Source organism: Kribbella sp. NBC_01510 (assembly GCF_045040325.1).
Taxonomy (GTDB): Bacteria; Actinomycetota; Actinomycetes; order Propionibacteriales; family Kribbellaceae; genus Kribbella.
The window spans coordinates 8,314,949-8,331,020 of the sequence record NZ_CP109418.1 but is presented as its reverse complement, the minus strand read 5'-3'; the positions used below and the strand labels follow the sequence as shown (position 1 = coordinate 8,331,020).

The following is a 16,072-nucleotide window of genomic DNA, read 5'->3' as shown; positions in this document are numbered from 1 at the left end:
TGATCGTGATGCGTTCTTGGATGGCGGACCAGCGGCGGATGCAAGGGCTCGGCACCGCTGGTCCGTCCACAACAAGTTCATCGGTTACGGTTAGCGGGAACCAGAGCAGAAATGATGCAAAACTGGCGCGTTGTTGACGCGCCGCCGACGACGCGGTACGGCCTCCCGACGGGGATGATCGAGTTATGGCAAGCAGACGGGTGCGACTTGCCCAGCGGCGCAAGGCCGCCGGCCTAAGTCAAGAACGCCTCGCTGCGCAGCTCGGCGTCGATCGCTCTACGGTCGTGCGATGGGAAGCTGCTGACACCGCTCCTCAGCCGTGGTTGCGGCCGATCTTGGCTGACGCGCTAGGCATTACCGCCGATGAGCTTGGTGCATTGCTCGATGAAGTAGATGAGGGGATTCACCCAGGCGACGGTCTGCTCACAGACCGTCCCACCAGCTCAATCCAGTTAGGCAATGGACCACGCTTGGACGCAGTCGTCGAACATCTTCGTGAGCACTGGCATCTGCTCGTCAAAACGGACAACTTGCTTGGCCCTCGCCATGCACTCGGTGGTGTGCTTGCCCGGCTCGACACCATTAACGAACTACTGAAGACTGCCGCTACCAGCGGCCGCCCGCAGGTGGTCCGCCTCGCAGCGCAGTACGCCGAGTCAGCCTCTTGGCTCTACGAAGACAGCGGCGGGACTACTGAGGCTCTCCACTGGAGTGGACGAGCACTGGAATGGGCCATCGAATCGGACGATTCGTTGATGACAGCCTGGGTGTTGTTCCGCCGTAGCCAGCAAGCCGTGCCGAGCGGCAACGCCGGCCAGGTGTTGGGGCTGGCCGCAGCAGCGCGCCGGGCATCGCCTGATCTGCTGCCGCCGATGCGTGCCGCGATCGATGAGCAAGAGGCGCGAGGGTTCGCCCTGGATGGCGATGAGACTGCTGCGCAGCGCAAGCTGGATGATGCTCACACGTGGGCAGCAACTGATGTTGTTGGCGACGCCCGGACTGGGCACGGCTCTTTCTGTACCGCGAGTTATATCGAGCTGCAGCGGGCCGCATGTTGGCTGACGCTCGGACGGCCTGCGCGCGCGATCGAACTGTATGAAGCGACACTGCCTGGCTTGCCAGAGGTATATCGGCGTGACCGGGGTATTGCGCTCGGACGCCTGGCGAGTGCCTACGCCGCCACCAGCGAGCCCGAGGTGGCTGCGCAGACCGCGACCGAAGCACTCGCCATCGGCCAGGAAGCCGGTTCAGCCCGGACTCTCGGGGTTGTCCGAGCGGTTGGCAAGAGGTTGGGCACCCATCGCCAGTTGCCCGCAGTCGCTCATTTGATGCGCGAACTAGCGATGGAGCCGGGCTAGCCATGGGAACAAGGGAAGAAGTAGCCGCGATGCGGCGGGCAATCGCCCTGTCCGCCTTCGGAGTCGGTGCCACCAGCCCCAATCCGCCCGTTGGGTGCGTAGTACTTGATGTCGAAGGCAACGTTGTTGGTGAGGGATACCACCGTCGCAAGGGTGAAGCGCACGCGGAGGTTCACGCGCTCACGGCGGCGGGTGAGCGTGCCAGCGGTGGTACGGCGGTGGTGACGTTGGAGCCGTGTAACCACCAAGGCAGAACCCCACCCTGTCGACAAGCACTGATTGATGCGGGTGTTGCGCGGGTCGTTATCGCCCTGATTGATCCGACATCGCGCGAAGAGGGGGGAGCGGTCCGACTCCAAGCCGCAGGAGTTGACGTCGAGCTCGGCGTCCTCGAGGACGAAGCCCGGTTTGTTATCGGACCATGGCTTAGCGCACTTAAGTCAGGAATCCCCTATGTGCATTGGGTCTACGTCACAGACGACGATGCAACTCTCGACGTGGATCGGATCGCGGCGAGGTTTAGATCCGAAGTAGACGCCGTGCTGACGACTGACGGTGGCCTCGAGGAGGGTGTCCCGAACTCGCATTCACCCGACGTGTTCTCGCTGCCGATGACCGTCGGGGCAGCACCCGCCGCAGTACTGACTGATATGTTCAGCCGGGGCGTCCGGACGCTCCTCCTCTCAGGACGGTCGAAGCTTGCGAACGCAATGGCTGACGAGGGCTTGGTCGAACGCATCAGCTGCCATATCCCTCGGCAGCCGGCCTCTGTTGGACCCACGACATCTGGCCGACACCACGACGTGCCCGAAGGATTCGAAGTGACTGGCGTTACGCTGGCCGACAAGTACGTCCGCTTGAACCTCAGCAAGATTTCACCAGACGAGGGATTGCGCACGGCTCGGTTCACCTAGGAACCTATGCGACTACTGACGCTGCTTGGAAGACCTCGGTGGGCATGGGGTGAGTTAGCTGCCAGGTGATGGCGATCGGGCGCTCGCCGGTGTGAGTGGTGTACGCCGCTGGCCCAAGGAAGAGATAGGGGTCTGTGACCCCGTCGGTGCGCTTGTGTTGGCGGGCGAAGATGAGGATGTCCGTGCCTCGCTGGCGATGATTCAGGTAGCGCTGGCCGGTGGCGGACTTCACCGTTGTGCTGCTCTGGGATTCCCAGTGGAACAGCGTCGGGCTGATTGCATAGTCCTGGTACATCGTCGTGGGGGAGTAGTCGGCCTCGGACTTGGTAAGGGTCACGAGGAACGCGTCGAGGTCCCTCTCCTGTGAATGCAGGACCCCGGATTGGAACGTACTCGGGCGGCGTTCCAGATTCGCGTAGTCGAGCGCGGCGAGGATCTCCTCGCGCTGATACCGAGCATGCACGCGGAGAGGTAGATCGCGGAGCCGACCGCTGAGTTGGAAGGCGCGATGGTGAGCATGGTCCATGGCGAAGTCGGTGATCTCAAGGAGCTCGTCACGCAGGGCGTGCTCTTGGCGGAGCACATCGAGGCCCTCCGCGTAGGACGAGAATCCGCCGCCATTGGGCCACAGTGAGAAGAACAGCATGCGGGCGAACCCTTGGTGGGCTGGAGTCAGTTCGTCGTACGTCGGTCCGTCGTCCTGCAGAAGTCGTCGATAGACGCGGGCCCGGTCAGCGTCGTCGACATGAGCGAGGGCACGTACGCGTCGGAGGAGAGCTGGCTCGCGGCTCGATCCGGTGCGCGTAGGGAGCCCAGCATCCCGGCGGAGTGCGGTCCAGCTGCGGCCAGGTCGCAGTACGTCGCTGAGCTCTGTACCGGACTCCTCGAGGAATGTCGGCAGCGTCTGGTCGCCTTGCGCCCTGAGCTCCTTGACCATGTCCTGCCACCGACCGGCGATCTGGCCCTGAAGGTTGGAGAGGACTACGTCCTGCGCGATCTTGTCTAGCACGATCTGGCAGCCAGGCGGGAGGAAGGGGAAGCCATGCTCGACCTGGCGTTCCAGACCTTTGCGCGTCTCGCCGGTCAGAGCGCGAAAGCGCAGGTCGAAGCGGAACTCCTTGCGCTGGTGACCGACAAAGTCGAGGGCGGTGAGGACCGGCTTACCTTCGGCTTGGCGTAGGCCTCGACCGAGTTGTTGAAGGAAGACAGTGGGACTCTCGGTCGGCCGGAGAAAGAGGACTGTGTTGACCTCTGGTAGGTCGAGGCCTTCGTTGAAGAGATCTGCGGCGAACAGCGCATTGACGCGGAGTTCCTTCAAGTCACGCAATGCCTGATCACGGTCGGCGGTCGGGGTCTGGCCGGACACGGCCCGGGCTGGGATGCCTGCCTTGCTGAAGACTCCGGCCATGTACTCGGCATGCGCGACGGACACGCAGAAGCCGAGCGCTCTCATGGACGTCAGATCCGTGAGCTTGTCCCTCACTTGGTTCACTACGATGGCAGCACGTCGATCGTTGCCCGTGTAGAGCTTCTCGAGTTGCTGCTCGTCGTACCTACCTCGCTTCCACTGAAGATCAGCCAGGCTGGTGTTGTCAGAGATCCCGAAGTAGTGGAAGGGAGACAAGAGGTCCGCAGACAGGGCGTCCCAGAGCCGAAGTTCGACCGCAGCTCGTCCGCCGAAGTAGCTCAGCAGGTTAAAGCCATCGGTGCGTTCTGGCGTCGCTGTCAGACCGAGTAGCTCGCGGGGCTGCAGGTGATCGAGCAGCCGACGATACGTTGGCGCTGCGGCATGATGGAACTCGTCAACGACCACGATTTCGAAGGCGTCCATAGGCATTGTCGTGACGTCGTACGAGTGAAGAGCCTGCACGGACGCAAAGACGTGTCGCCAACGCTCGGGGCGTGCGCCGGAGAAGTACTCCTCGCCGAAGGTGGCGTCGGCGAGGACCTCTCGGTAGGTGCGAAGCGACTGCTGCAGGATTTCCCGACGGTGAGCGACGAACAGGAGTGACGGCGCTGGCTCCCCTCGCCGAAGCGCCGCATCGCGAAGCCGGCGATAGTCGAGCGCTGCGATGACCGTCTTGCCGGTGCCGGTTGCAGCGACAACCAGGTTGCGATGGCGGTCATGGACCTCGCGTTCGACCTCGATCTCCTCGAGCATCTCGGCCTGATACGGCCGCGGACGTACCTCGAGGCCGGCGAGGGAGATGGTCACTCGATCTGATGTCTTGCGGTTGCCGGCTTCCGCCAGCGCATCGTCGAGGCGGTCACGGTCGCGCGCTGGGTCATAGGACTCGAAGGTTGAGTCATTCCAGTAAGTGTCAAAGGTCGCGCCGAACTTGTTCAGCAGGCCCGGCGTGGCTATCCGCGAGAGGCGGACATTCCACTCGACGCCATCGAGAAGGGCGGCTCGCGAGAGGTTTGAGGATCCGACGTACGCCGTGTCGAAGCGGGTGTTCCGCCGGAACAGCCAGGCCTTGGCGTGTAGACGGGTTCGGAGTATGTCGTACTGGATCTTGACCTCGGCGCCGAAGTCGTTGACGAGCCGGTCGAGGGCTGGTCGATCGGTCGCCCCGAGATAGGTGGTGGTGATGACGCGGAACGGTGCATTGCGAAGTCGGAGGCGCCGCAGCTCCGGCTCGAGCAGGCGGAGGCCGTACCACTTCACGAACGCGCAAATCAGGTCGACTTCATCCGAGGTATCAATCTCGGCGCGTAGCTCCGGCCCCAGCGATGGTTCACCGTGAGCGTTAGTGAGCAGGGCCGCGTCGGATAGCGGAGTACTTGGCCGGGCTTCGCCGTACCCGGTAATGCCTGGTCGAGCGGGCGGACGCAGGGCGTGTAGCTGACGAGGCTTCCCATCGGGCAGCGCATCAGTGTGTTCTGCCAGCCGCTGGAGGAGGTCGTTGACTAGAGCAACCCGCTTCCCCTCATCGCGAGTACTTCCGAGCACCCGCAGTACGGCGTCTCCGACATGCCGAGCGAGAACCTCCGGCTGATCGGCCTCGTCGACATCGTGGAGTACGGCTACCTGCCCGTCTGTCTGACCGTTCGCTATCGCCTCGAGCAGGCCGCTCGTGACCAGCGCGTCGTAGATCCCTGGCTTCATCCAGCTATCACCCCTCGCAGAGGAGCTTGCCAGACTGCACCGACAGCCATCGACTTTGATGCACCTGAGCGTGTCAGGTCGCCGTCGGCCCAATGCGTCCGTGCGCGCAAGGAGCCCTACCTGTTCGTGCGCGCGAGGAGCCCCTACGCTGCCGAGTCGGTCAGGAACTGGCCAAGGTACGCATCTAGGTTGTGGCCTCGGGGTGACATGGAAGCGTCTGCCTCTTCGTCGGGGCGACGTTCTCGAAGGGCCGCGACGATCCTGTTTGGCCGCATTATCCGATCAGGTTGAGTCGACAATGCGAGCGATGTCGGGTGTCACGGGCGTAACAATGTAGCCAGTCTCGATGTCACCGATCACTCGCACAGCTGTTGGGTTAGCCTCGGAGTACGCCGCGATGTATGCGCAGACGACCGCGTCGATCGAGTCCTCCACCCTTGCGAGATCCACCTTTCGACTAGCTTGTTCGGCTACTCGCCTTATCCGGTGCCAATCGGCGCAGTCGTGCAGCAGGAGTGGGGGAGTGGCCGTATGGAGCCCGTCGAGGTAGTCGAGCAGGCGAAGTAGTTCACGCCGCAAGTGTTCTAGGTCCCGTCCTCCCTTGTGCTTGTACTGGAGGATCCTCGGCAAGTCGAAGAGCACGACGATTGCCGGGTGCGGATAGACCTCCATAGCTCGACGGTCGGACCGGTCCGCGGGATCAACAGAGAGCCCGAGCGCACCAGCGAGGCGGAGGGCACGAGTGCCGTTCGCAAAGTGAGGCTTCGAGAGGTTCGAGGAGTGGCAAGAGGCGTTGTACCTACCGAAGTACCGACCGACTAGATTCTCGCAAGGCCGGCTCCCAGTCGGATTGGTGACGATTATTGGTGCGTCGATGGCGACCAGGCAAGGGCCGACGGTCCAGGGTGTGAGCCAGTCCAGGATGTCGTCGTCGGTCTGCCGTTGCGTGGCTGCCAAGAGTCGTCCTTCTGCGTCAACGACCGCGAGCCCAGTTACGTTGTTCTGGCCCCACGCAAGGTCTACTCCGACGTAATGCATCAGTCCTCCATCCGAGCTGTGGTCTAGGCGAGCTGCCCTGAGTCGTTGATCGACGAGGCCGTCTCGGTTATCAGGTTGATGACCTGGGTCTCGTGACTCACACCGACGTCGGTTCGAATGTCGCGGCGATCGTGAAGTTTTTGCTCGTCCGGCGCCAGGACCTCCTCGAGCACGGCCTCGGCACCGTCTCCGCGGAGTACCACCAGCTCGCGTCCCATTGCCCCTCCTTCCTATGACCTTAATCGGCCGGGGTGAGTCCTGGAGTGAACCGCTCATCTGAGCGGACGCCCGCCTGGTCGATGGCGCCGCAGGCCTGCGCCGGTTCACGCGTCGCCCACTCGCTTGGATTCGTTCAGCACCAGGCCAGGTTGTCGGTGCCTGACCCGCGCGATCCATCGCCTTGTAAGGGAGAAAGCACCATATGCCTGCCTCGTCGCTGACCGGGGCGGCTTGGTCGCTGGGATCCAGGGGAAGCTGGGTGCACCGCGAACGCCGTTCCATACCGGGGTCAGACACGCTGCTGGCGCAACGGACAGAGCCGCGGCATAGGAAGCGCATAAGCGCCATCCACGACATGATTGCGGAAGAAAATCTTCCGCTATCGGTGAGACGATGGCGGGATGTTGGAGACCTCGGCGCGGTTGTTGCGGTTGTTGGCCTTGTTGCAGGTGCGGCGGGACTGGCCCGGGGCGGAGCTTGCTGAGCGGCTTGGGGTGTCAACGCGGACTTTGCGGACGGATGTTGAACGGTTGCGGACGCTGGGGTATCCGGTTGAGGCTCGACCTGGGGTGGCGGGTGGGTATCGGTTGGGGGCGGGTGGGGTGCTGCCGCCTTTGTTGTTGGATGACGAGGAGGCGGTGGCTGTGGCGGTGGGGTTGCGGACTGCGGCGGCTGGTGGGGTGGCGGGGATTGAGGAGACGTCCGTGCGGGCGTTGGTGAAGTTGGAGCAGGTTTTGCCGGGGCGGTTGCGGGGGCGGGTGAGGGCGGTCGCTGGGGCGACGGTGGCGGTGGGTGGGGCAGGGCCGCGGGTTGATGCTGAGGTGTTGACGGGGATTGCGGGGGCGATTCGGGATCGGGAGCGGTTGAGGTTCGACTACACCGGCGGGTCGGGTGGCGGAGTGTGGGGTGATGAGCCGCGCGACGGCGAGCACCAGGACGACGTACAGCCTCCAAGGACAGTGGAGCCGCATCGGTTGGTGGCTTGGGGGCGGCGGTGGTATCTGGTTGCTTGGGACAACGGTCGCGAGGCCTGGCGGACGTTTCGGGTGGATCGGATGAACCTGAAGACGCCTAATGGGGCTCGGTTTGTGGCGCGGGAGTTGCCTGAGGAGGATGTGGCGGAGTTCGTACGGCGGTCTGTGGGGGAGGCCTCGTGGCAGTACCGGGCTCGGGTGAAGGTGTTCGCGTCGGCGGCGTACGTGAAGAATCGGATGCCGATTCCGATCGAGCCTGACGTGATCGACGAGAGCGCGTGCATCGTCGAGTTGGGGTCGGATGATCCGCATCAGTTGGCTGTGTGGTTGGGGCTGATGGATGCGGACTTCGACGTACTTGATGCGCCGGAGTTGGCGGCTGCGGTCCGGGAACTCGGCGATCGGTACCACCGCGCCGCCGGCGGGTGAAGATCAGGTCTTAGGCTGAGACCGGGTGGAGGGAGTGGCCGATGATTGCGCGGATCTGGCGGACCGGGGTCGACGAGAGCCGGGGCGAGGAGTACGACGCGTTCGCGGTGGAGCGGTCGTTGCCGATGTTCCGGAGGCAGCCGGGGTGCCGGGCTGTGTTCTTCGTGCGGACCAAGGACGGGCGGGCGGCGATCACGTTCTGGCAGGACCTGGCCGCCGCCGAGGCGCTGCTGAGCTCGAAGGACTACCTCGAAACGGTCGACGCGATCCTGGCAGCCGGATTCCTGCGCCCACCACAGTCGGTTGAACTCCTGCCAGTCGATCAGCTCTGGCTTGCGCCTGACCTGGTCTGATCCCGGTCAAAGCTCGCGACTGGGTGGGGCGCCGCGGCCTGGGGCGGTGCGTGGTTGCTGAGCGGGTGGACCGTGTCTGACGGCACCGGAGGCGGACGCGACATCGGAGGCTGCGGCGAGCGCCTTGCGGAGGTCGGGTGGAGAGGTAGGCGAGGTGGACCGGTAGGTTCGGCGGCGCCGCGGCGGAACGTAGGCCGGTAGTTGGGAAGGTGGGCGAGCTCTGGGGCGGGACGGCCGCTTTCGCGCTGCAGGCGGGTGCCGGCGATCTCAAAAGGGAGATTGTTCCGGCGCGGTGCGAAACAGATGGCCTCCCGGTAGGGCAGGCCGCCGTCCTCGGGTTCGAACTCGCGGTAGATCAAGCGATGCGACGGACCGAGGTCGTTGCCGTAGTGGGACTCCGGGATGACCGGCACTTTGAGCTCGGCGCAATCACGAAGATCGTGGTGGCCCGGTGAGTAGCCGAGCCGCTTCCCGTCGTACTCTTCCTCATGCCCCTCGGCCAACGCTTGCAGGCCGAGCTTGAGGGCGCGGAACTCACGACCACGAAGGCTGTCAGGCTGTGTCGCGGCGGCGTGCTCGAGCAGGGCGAGCTGTCGCCGAAGCCTAGGCCTGACGAGGATCCGAAACCGCGTGGTCATTTCTTCGGAAGATCGGAATCGTCGATCGGCTCGTTGAGGTCCCAGCCGATCTCCGCCGCGACCTCTTCGAGCGGGACGGATGGTCCGTCGTCTGCCAGACTTTCCCTGGCGGCGTCGTACACGTGGTCGAAGCCTTCAGTCTCCGCAGCCAGTACGGCGAGGCGCCGCCAGAGGTCCCACGAGATGACGACACCCTCGGGCTGGCCGGCGTCACCGACGATGAATGGGCCGGCCTCGCCCTCACGGAATCGTCGGAACATCTGTGCGAGGTTCTCGGCTGCGGTGGAGGTGTCGATCACCCAGATCCGTTCGCCGCCAGGGAGTACGTACGGCGTTTCGGAGTCCATGGTTGTCCTTCCGGTTGGTTGTGCGTCTTCATCAGAGTAGGAGTCGGGGTGCGGACGCGATCAGGCTTATCCACAGGGGCTGTAGGCGTCGAGCTGGCCTATTTCGGCGGGCGGAACTCGGAATCGTCAATCGGTTCGTTGAGGTCCCAGCCGAGTTCAGCGGCTACCTGCTCCAGGGGAATCGAGGGCCGGGGATCGGCGAGGCGGGCGCGCACGATCGTGTGTCGAATCCCTCTTCGTCGAAGACTCGGGTGTCGAGGGCTCGCCAGAGTTCGAAGGGGACGACGACGCCTTCCGGTTCGCCTCCGTCTCCGAAGATCAGGGGGTCGATGTGGCCGAAGCGGAAGCGTTCGAGCATGTGGGGGAGGAGTTCGGCGGCGGTGGGTGTCTTGATGACCCAGACGCGTTCTCCGTCGGGGAGGAGGTACGGGGTTTCGTCGGAGTCCACGGGATGTCCTTCCGCTGGGGCGAGGTTCTTCATGAGAATAGGGGTTGCGCGCCGACCACGAGCGGAGTTATCCACAGGGGGCCTTGGGCAACTGATGGGAGCGGCAAATGGGTGAAGGGCACTGGGTTGAGGTTCGGGTGGTCCCTGAGCCGGGACTGGATGAGAAGCGGTGTTTGAAGGCTGTTCGGCAGTTGCGGAGGGAACTGGCTGAGGAGGGGTTGCCTACGCAGGATGTGGTGGAGCGGCCGGGTGGGTTGGCTCAGGATGACGGGTCTATCGCGATTGCGGTGGCGTTGGTGGGTGCGGGTGGGGTGGTGCCGACGTTGGTCGCCGTACTGCGGGATTGGATTCAGCGGCGGAAGAGCCCGGGGAAGATCGTTGTGACGCTGGGAGACGACTCGATCGAGTTGGAGCGACCGACGTTCGATGAGCGGGCGGAGGTGCTCGAGGCGTTCTTGAGTCGGCATCAGGGGAAGTAGGAAACCAGACGTTGTCGGGTGGGCGGCGCGGGCGTAGCGTCGATAGCGGGATTCTGGCGACGTGGCTGGCGGGGAGCTGGTGCGGAGCACGCTGGGGGCGGGCGACGCATGGTGTCGCGTGGGGGGAAGTCACGCGACCGTGCCGTGAGGAGACTGCCTGGTTCGAGGGGCGGGCCAGGGATGAGGATCTCCGAGGGGAACGTGATGAGGTCTTCGTTGGGGTGCCGGCCCGTGGGTCGGTGCAGGATTCGGGAACACCTCGCTCAGCGAGCCGTTCGTTGTGGTCAAGGCGCCTGTCGATGCCAGTACGGCGCTCGGCTGCAGCGGACCTGGTGGCGGCAACACCACAGCGCCTGAGGTCTGCCCGGAGAAGGAAGCTCTGCCCGGACGTCCCTCCAGATGGGTGGAGCCCAAAGGAGCCCGGGGTGCGCAAGCATCCCGGGCTCCCTGCGTCCCGCGCAGTCGTACGGCGGACGGGAGGCAGATGCCTACAGATTGTCGCGACTGAAACGCTGACGGGCCGGCTCGCGGGAAGCGAGCCGGCCGAGGTGGTCAGGGGGCTTACAGGTTGCGGAAGAAGGTCCGCAGATCGGCGGTGACGTCGTCGGGGCGTTCGAGAGCGGCGTAGTGACCGCCGTCCTTGAAGTTCGACCAGTGGACGATGTTGGTGTTGTCGCGCTCGGCCAGCGGACGGATCGTCTTGAAGTCGTCGGCGAAGACCGCGACACCGGTCGGCGCGTTGTTGAGTTGCGGCTCGGTGCCGGCGTGGGCCTCTTCGTAGTGGTAGCGGCCGGCTGCGGCTGAGGTGTTGGTGAACCAGTACAGCGACACCTCGGCGAGGATCTGGTCCCGGGTGACCAGGCTGGTCCCGTTGCCGAAGCTGTTGAAGAGTTCGTTCCAGGCCAGTTGCCCCACCGGTGAGTCGGAGATGCCGACGGCAACGGTCTGCGGCCGGGTGGAGTTGATCGCGTTGTACCCACCGACCGACTGGAACCACTTCAGGTGCTCCAGCGCCGCGTAGTCCTCGGGCGTGAACTTCTCGAACTCGGCCGGGTCGCCCGACGGGAACGAGAACAGCTGCAACACGTGCAGACCAAGGAAACCAGGAGGGTTGAGCAGGCCCAGCTCCCGCGAGACCATGGCGCCCCCGTCGGAGCCGTGCGAGCCGTACGAGTCGTACCCGAGACGACGCATCAGGGTGTCGAAGGTCCGGGCGACCCGGGCCATCGTCCAGCCGCGGTCGACGAGCGGCGTACTGAACCCGAAGCCCGGGATCGACGGGACGACGACCGAGAAGGCGTCGGCGTCTGATCCGCCGTACGACGAGGGGTCGGTCAGCGGGCCGATCATGTCGAGGAAGTCGACGAACGAACCCGGGTAGGTGTGGACCAGCAGCAGCGGTGTCGCGCCCTCGACCTTCGACGGGATGTGGAGGAAGTGGACGGTCTGGCCGTCGATCTCGGTCAGGTAGTGCGGGAACTCGTTCATCCGCGCTTCCTGGGCCCGCCAGTCGAACCCGTTCTGCCAGTGGTCGACCATCTCGCGGAGGTAGTAGTTCGGGGTGCCGTACTCCCAGTCGTCGCCGGGAACGGGCTCGGGCAGCCGCGTCCGCGCGAGGCGGGCGAGCAGATCGTCCAGGTCTGCCGGGGCGATGTCGACGGTGAAGGGCCGGATGCTCTCGTTCGTGTTCATGGCTTTACCGTAGAATCCGTATAGGAACATTACTTTCCTGTTTAGGAGACGGATTTGCTCGAGACTTCCTCGCGGCTGCTGTCCCTGTTGGCGCTCCTGCAGTCCAGGCCGGCTTGGACCGGCACCGAGCTGGCCGAGCGGCTGGAGGTGACGACTCGGACGGTTCGCAACGACATCGACCGGCTCCGCGAGCTCGGCTACCCGGTCGACGCGACGCGCGGCCCGGCCGGCCACTACCAGCTCGGCGTCGGTGCGAAGCTCCCGCCGCTGCTGCTGGACGACGAGGAGGCCGTGGCCGTCGCGGTCGGGTTGCGTACGGGCGCCGGCGTCGCCGGGATGGCTGACAGCAGTACGCGGGCGTTGACGAAGCTCGAGCAGGTCCTGCCACATCGGCTCCGGCGCCAGGTGAACGCGATCCACCGGGCGATGTCGAAGGGGCCGGACAACACGGGCTCGAACGTCGAGGATCCCGAGATCGACCCGGCCACGCTGACCGCGATCGCGGCCTATATTCGCGACGAGCACTACGTGCGGTTCGACTACTCGATCCCTACCGGTGCGCTGATGCGCGGCGCCGGGTCGGGCCGGAGCTCCGATCTGCCCGTCCTGGTCGAGCCGTACCGCTTGGTGAGCTGGCAGCGGTACTGGTACCTGGTGGCGCGGGACGAGACCGGCGACTGGCGGACGTACCGGGTCGACTGGATGTCGTTGCGGATGGCAACAGGCCGGCGCTATCAACCCCGCCCGATGCCGGCTGACGACTACACCGACTTCGTCCTGCGCGACGTCGCGACGACCGGGTGGCAGGTGCACGCCCGGATCACGGTGTTCGCGCCGGCGCAGGAGGTGCTGTCTCGGATCCACGCCGCGGTCGGCATCGTCGAGTCGGTCGACGACAGTACGAGCGTCCTCGTCACCGGCGCCGATTCGCTCGAGATCATCGCCGTCTACATCGGCATGCTCGGCCTCGACTTCCACGTCGACGGCCCACCCGCCCTGCTCACTCACCTCGAAAGCCTAGGCACCCGCTACCTCAACGCGATCCGCTGAGTCTCGCGCGCCGTCCCCGCTCCGCGACTACCGCCGCCGACGGGCGCTTTGGGGTAAGAAATCGTCAATGAGCGCCAATTTCTTACCCCAAACCTGGCCGGACCCCCGCTCGAGGCGGAGGCTGCTCGGCGTCGACTTCCACGTGGACGGCCGACACGCCCTGCGCACCCGCCTCGAAACCAGCGGTATCCGCTTCCTCAACGCGATCCGCCATCTGTACCAAGGCCGGCGTTGCGGGCCTGGACTATGGCGGCGGAGCGGTCGGCGATGCCTAGTTTGGTGAAGATCGCGGAGACGTTGTTGGCGACTGTCTTCGAGGCGAGGTCGAGGCGGTCGGCAATGGCGGAGTTGGACAGGCCGGCGGCGAGCAGGTCGAGGATCTGGCGTTCGCGCGAGGTGAGTTCGGGGAACGGCTCGGCCGCGGGCGGCGGTGCGGAGAAGAAGCCGAGCATGCGCCGCGCGACGCCCGGCCCGAAGATCGCCTCGCCGGCGGCGACCGCCTGGATCGCCCGGGCGATCTCCTCCTGCTCGGCGCCCTTCACCAGGTAGCCGCGAGCGCCGGCCCGCATCGCGGCGAACACCGAATCGTCGTCCTCGAACATCGTCAACACGAGTACGGCGACATCCGGCGCCGACCTCACCAACTCACGCGTCGCAGCGAATCCGTCGAGGTCAGGCATCCGCAGATCGAGTACGGCGACATCCGGTCGCGTCGTGATCACCTCACGAACGGCCTCGCGCCCGGTCGACGCGACCCCGACTACCTCGATGCCATCCAGCGACGTCAGCAACGCCGCAAGACCCGCCCGGACCACCGGGTGGTCATCGGCCAGCACGACGCGAATCATCTGTGCCCCAAGGGGAAACTCGCATGAACGACCCCGCCACGCGGTGTCGGACCAGCCTCGAACTTCCCGCCCAGCTCGGCGGCGCGCTCCCGCATGGCATGCAGGCCGACACCAGGACGCCAGGCCCCGTTCGGCGGACCGTCGTCGCTCACTTCGATCTCCAGGTCGGTACCACAGCGCAACGCCAGTACGGCGGACGTCGCGCGGGAGTGCCGTACGACGTTCGTCAGCGCCTCGGTCGCGATCCGATAAGCAGCGACCTCCAGGGCCGCAGGCAGCACAGGCAGTCCATCGGCCGACACCTCCACCTGGATGAACGCCCCGTCGGCACGGAACGACAGTTGGTCCGCCCGCTGCCGCAGAGCCCCGACCAGCCCGAGTTCGTCCAGCGCTGGTGGGCGCAGATCGTCGACAAGGCGCCGTACGTCGGAGATCGCGGTGCGGGTGTCGGCACGCAGGGTGGCGAGGAGTTCGTGTGCTCGGGCAGCGTCCGTGGCGACGAGGTTGGCCGCGGCGTCGGCGGTGAACGCGACGCCGGTCAGCGTCGGGCCGAGTCCGTCGTGGAGGTCGCGGCGGATCCGGCGGCGTTCCTCCTCCCGGGCCGAGACGAGCTTCTCGCGCGATGACTGCAGTTCGTTCGACAACCGGGTCGCATGCACGGCGACGGCCAGCGGTACGGCGACCAGCGCGAGTACATTGCGGTCCGCCGAGGACAACCCGGACTCGCCCGAGCGCAGTCCGACCTCGAGCGATCCGACCACCTGACCGCCGTACTCGAGGTCGAGCGGCACGACGGCCCGCGGCATGACGGCCCGCGGCATGACGGTCCGCGATTCGGCGGTCCGCGGCATGACGGCCCGCGGCATGACGGCCCGCGATTCGACGGTCCGCGGTGAGGCAGATTGCGATGCGTCGGCGTCCGGGGGTGTCCCGGCTTCGGCGACGATCCTATTGTCGACAATCAGAGCGGCATACGGGAGGCGCAGGGCGGAGCGGATCGCGGCGACCACGCCGGGGAGGCCGGCGGACAGTTGCTCGCCGACACGCGACGCGACGCGAGCGGGGTCGTTGCGGTCGCCGTACAAGGCTCGGTCGACGAGGTGCTGGAGGCGGGGGAGGACCGGCGCGATGATCAGGGCGACGAACACGGTGACCGCGGCTGACCGCCCTACCTGGGACGCGATGAGCGAGTCGAGCAGCGCGACCAGCGCCGCATAGGCGCCGATGGCAACCAATGACAGCAGCGCCCAGGTCAGTGCTCGTGACACGACCAGCCGGATGTCGAGCAGTTGGTAGCGCACGATCGCGACCGCGACGGACGCGGGGATCAGCGGAATCGCGAGCAGGACGAGGATCGGCGTACCGGCGATGAACGCCCACGGGGTGACGAAGAGGACCGCGATGACGGATGCCAGCAGCAACCACAGGAGTTGCCGGCGGCCCATTTCGTCGGCGCGCCGGTATCTGATCAGCAGGCAGGTGATGGCCAGCAGGAACGCGACCAGGTTGCGCAGTTCGGCGGCGGTCCACAGCGGCCGGAGTTCGTCGTACGACGAGATGGCCAGGTAGCCGCGGGGAAGGCCCGGGGAGATCGTGTCGCCGCTTCCGACCATCTCGAGCACGAACAGCGGTGCAGTGACGATGATGCCGATCGCTGCCCAGCGCCAGCGTGGGGAGAGCAGCCGACCGGTCGGGAAGTACAACAGCGCGAGCGGGAGGAAGAGGCCGATCGACCACGGCCAGGCTGCCAGCGCGAGGGTGCCGATCACGCGTTGGGCGGTCGTCGGGGCGCCGGCGTCGGCCAGCAGCGGGGCGAGGGTTCCACCGAAAGCCGTCGTGGCGTGACCGATGCCGTCGGCGATGAACAGCCAGCCGATCGGGTTCGCCGGCCGGTGCCACGCGATCACCAGTCCGCACAGTCCGAACGTCAGACCCATCAGCCCGTTGGTCACGACGAACGCGTCCAGTAGGTCCTGCCAGCCCCAGCCGATCACCGCGGCGAACACCAGAGCCGCGATCACTTCGGCGATGGCGAACGCGCCCAGACCGCCCGCGAGCATCTGCCGAGCCGGGCGGGAGCCGTCGCGCCGGCCCGCGGCGGGGCTGGAGGGTGCGCCGAGGGCTGCGTTCATACCCGCAGTGTGCTCCCGGAAGTGTCCCGGCGTCTCGGGAATCC

At 65.8% G+C, this 16,072-nt stretch carries 15 protein-coding genes; 7 read left to right on the top strand and 8 right to left on the bottom strand.

The features are described 5' to 3' along the window. Positions 1–185: 185 nt before the first annotated feature. Positions 186–1,358, top strand: coding sequence for a helix-turn-helix transcriptional regulator (locus OG558_RS40705; RefSeq protein WP_405067810.1), 1,173 nt, complete (start codon positions 186–188; stop codon positions 1,356–1,358). A 29-nt stretch (positions 1,359–1,387) separates the two neighbouring features. Then, complete coding sequence (gene ribD, locus OG558_RS40700; RefSeq protein ID WP_405067809.1) at positions 1,388–2,272, top strand: bifunctional diaminohydroxyphosphoribosylaminopyrimidine deaminase/5-amino-6-(5-phosphoribosylamino)uracil reductase RibD; 885 nt, start codon at positions 1,388–1,390, stop codon at positions 2,270–2,272. A gap of 4 nt (positions 2,273–2,276) precedes the next feature. Here the strand turns inward: ribD and OG558_RS40695 are convergent, their stop codons facing one another. The 3 genes from OG558_RS40695 to OG558_RS40685 all read right to left on the bottom strand — a co-directional run bounded on the left by OG558_RS40695 (position 2,277) and on the right by OG558_RS40685 (position 6,637). Continuing rightward, a complete protein-coding gene (locus OG558_RS40695) occupies positions 2,277–5,381 on the bottom strand; it encodes a DUF3427 domain-containing protein (protein WP_405067808.1) in 3,105 nt (1,034 codons plus the stop codon). A gap of 282 nt (positions 5,382–5,663) precedes the next feature. Continuing rightward, entirely contained in the window at positions 5,664–6,419 is a 756-nt protein-coding gene (locus OG558_RS40690) for a DUF429 domain-containing protein (protein ID WP_405067807.1), read from the bottom strand. 23 nt (positions 6,420–6,442) lie between these two features. After that, complete coding sequence (locus OG558_RS40685) at positions 6,443–6,637, bottom strand: hypothetical protein (RefSeq protein WP_405067806.1); 195 nt, start codon at positions 6,635–6,637, stop codon at positions 6,443–6,445. Positions 6,638–7,039: 402 nt separating this feature from the next. Here OG558_RS40685 and OG558_RS40680 point away from each other — a divergent pair, with 402 nt between their 5' ends. The 3 genes from OG558_RS40680 (at position 7,040) to OG558_RS40670 (ending at position 8,849) form a co-directional block, all read left to right on the top strand. Beyond that, positions 7,040–8,041, top strand: coding sequence for a helix-turn-helix transcriptional regulator (locus OG558_RS40680; protein WP_405067805.1), 1,002 nt, complete (start codon positions 7,040–7,042; stop codon positions 8,039–8,041). A 41-nt stretch (positions 8,042–8,082) separates the two neighbouring features. Then, positions 8,083–8,394 (top strand): antibiotic biosynthesis monooxygenase family protein, encoded by a 312-nt coding sequence (locus tag OG558_RS40675; protein ID WP_405067804.1) that lies wholly within the window; start codon positions 8,083–8,085, stop codon positions 8,392–8,394. Between the two features lie 209 nt (positions 8,395–8,603). Continuing rightward, the gene (locus tag OG558_RS40670) at positions 8,604–8,849 is read left to right on the top strand and encodes a hypothetical protein (RefSeq protein ID WP_405067803.1); all 246 of its coding nucleotides are present in this window, start codon (positions 8,604–8,606) and stop codon (positions 8,847–8,849) included. 179 nt (positions 8,850–9,028) lie between these two features. Here OG558_RS40670 and OG558_RS40665 read toward each other — a convergent pair whose 3' ends face one another. Both OG558_RS40665 and OG558_RS40660 read right to left on the bottom strand, forming a co-directional pair. Beyond that, positions 9,029–9,379 (bottom strand): hypothetical protein, encoded by a 351-nt coding sequence (locus OG558_RS40665; protein ID WP_405067802.1) that lies wholly within the window; start codon positions 9,377–9,379, stop codon positions 9,029–9,031. 163 nt (positions 9,380–9,542) lie between these two features. Further along, entirely contained in the window at positions 9,543–9,827 is a 285-nt protein-coding gene (locus OG558_RS40660; RefSeq protein WP_405067801.1) for a hypothetical protein, read from the bottom strand. Positions 9,828–10,000: 173 nt separating this feature from the next. Between OG558_RS40660 and OG558_RS40655 the strand changes: the two genes are divergently transcribed. Continuing rightward, positions 10,001–10,306, top strand: coding sequence for an effector-associated constant component EACC1 (locus OG558_RS40655; protein ID WP_329479250.1), 306 nt, complete (start codon positions 10,001–10,003; stop codon positions 10,304–10,306). 561 nt (positions 10,307–10,867) lie between these two features. On the opposite strand, the gene OG558_RS40650 is transcribed toward OG558_RS40655, so the two are convergent. Beyond that, positions 10,868–11,998, bottom strand: a complete 1,131-nt coding sequence (locus tag OG558_RS40650) for an epoxide hydrolase family protein (protein ID WP_405067800.1) — start codon at positions 11,996–11,998, stop codon at positions 10,868–10,870. 54 nt (positions 11,999–12,052) lie between these two features. Between OG558_RS40650 and OG558_RS40645 the strand changes: the two genes are divergently transcribed. Then, positions 12,053–13,048 (top strand): helix-turn-helix transcriptional regulator, encoded by a 996-nt coding sequence (locus tag OG558_RS40645; protein WP_405067799.1) that lies wholly within the window; start codon positions 12,053–12,055, stop codon positions 13,046–13,048. Between the two features lie 197 nt (positions 13,049–13,245). Here OG558_RS40645 and OG558_RS40640 read toward each other — a convergent pair whose 3' ends face one another. Both OG558_RS40640 and OG558_RS40635 read right to left on the bottom strand, forming a co-directional pair. After that, a complete protein-coding gene (locus OG558_RS40640; protein ID WP_405067798.1) occupies positions 13,246–13,896 on the bottom strand; it encodes a response regulator in 651 nt (216 codons plus the stop codon). Continuing rightward, positions 13,893–16,028: a histidine kinase gene (locus OG558_RS40635; protein ID WP_405067797.1), complete on the bottom strand. Its 2,136-nt coding sequence runs from the start codon at positions 16,026–16,028 to the stop codon at positions 13,893–13,895. The genes OG558_RS40640 and OG558_RS40635 overlap by 4 nt, the downstream gene beginning before the upstream one ends. Positions 16,029–16,072: the final 44 nt, after the last annotated feature.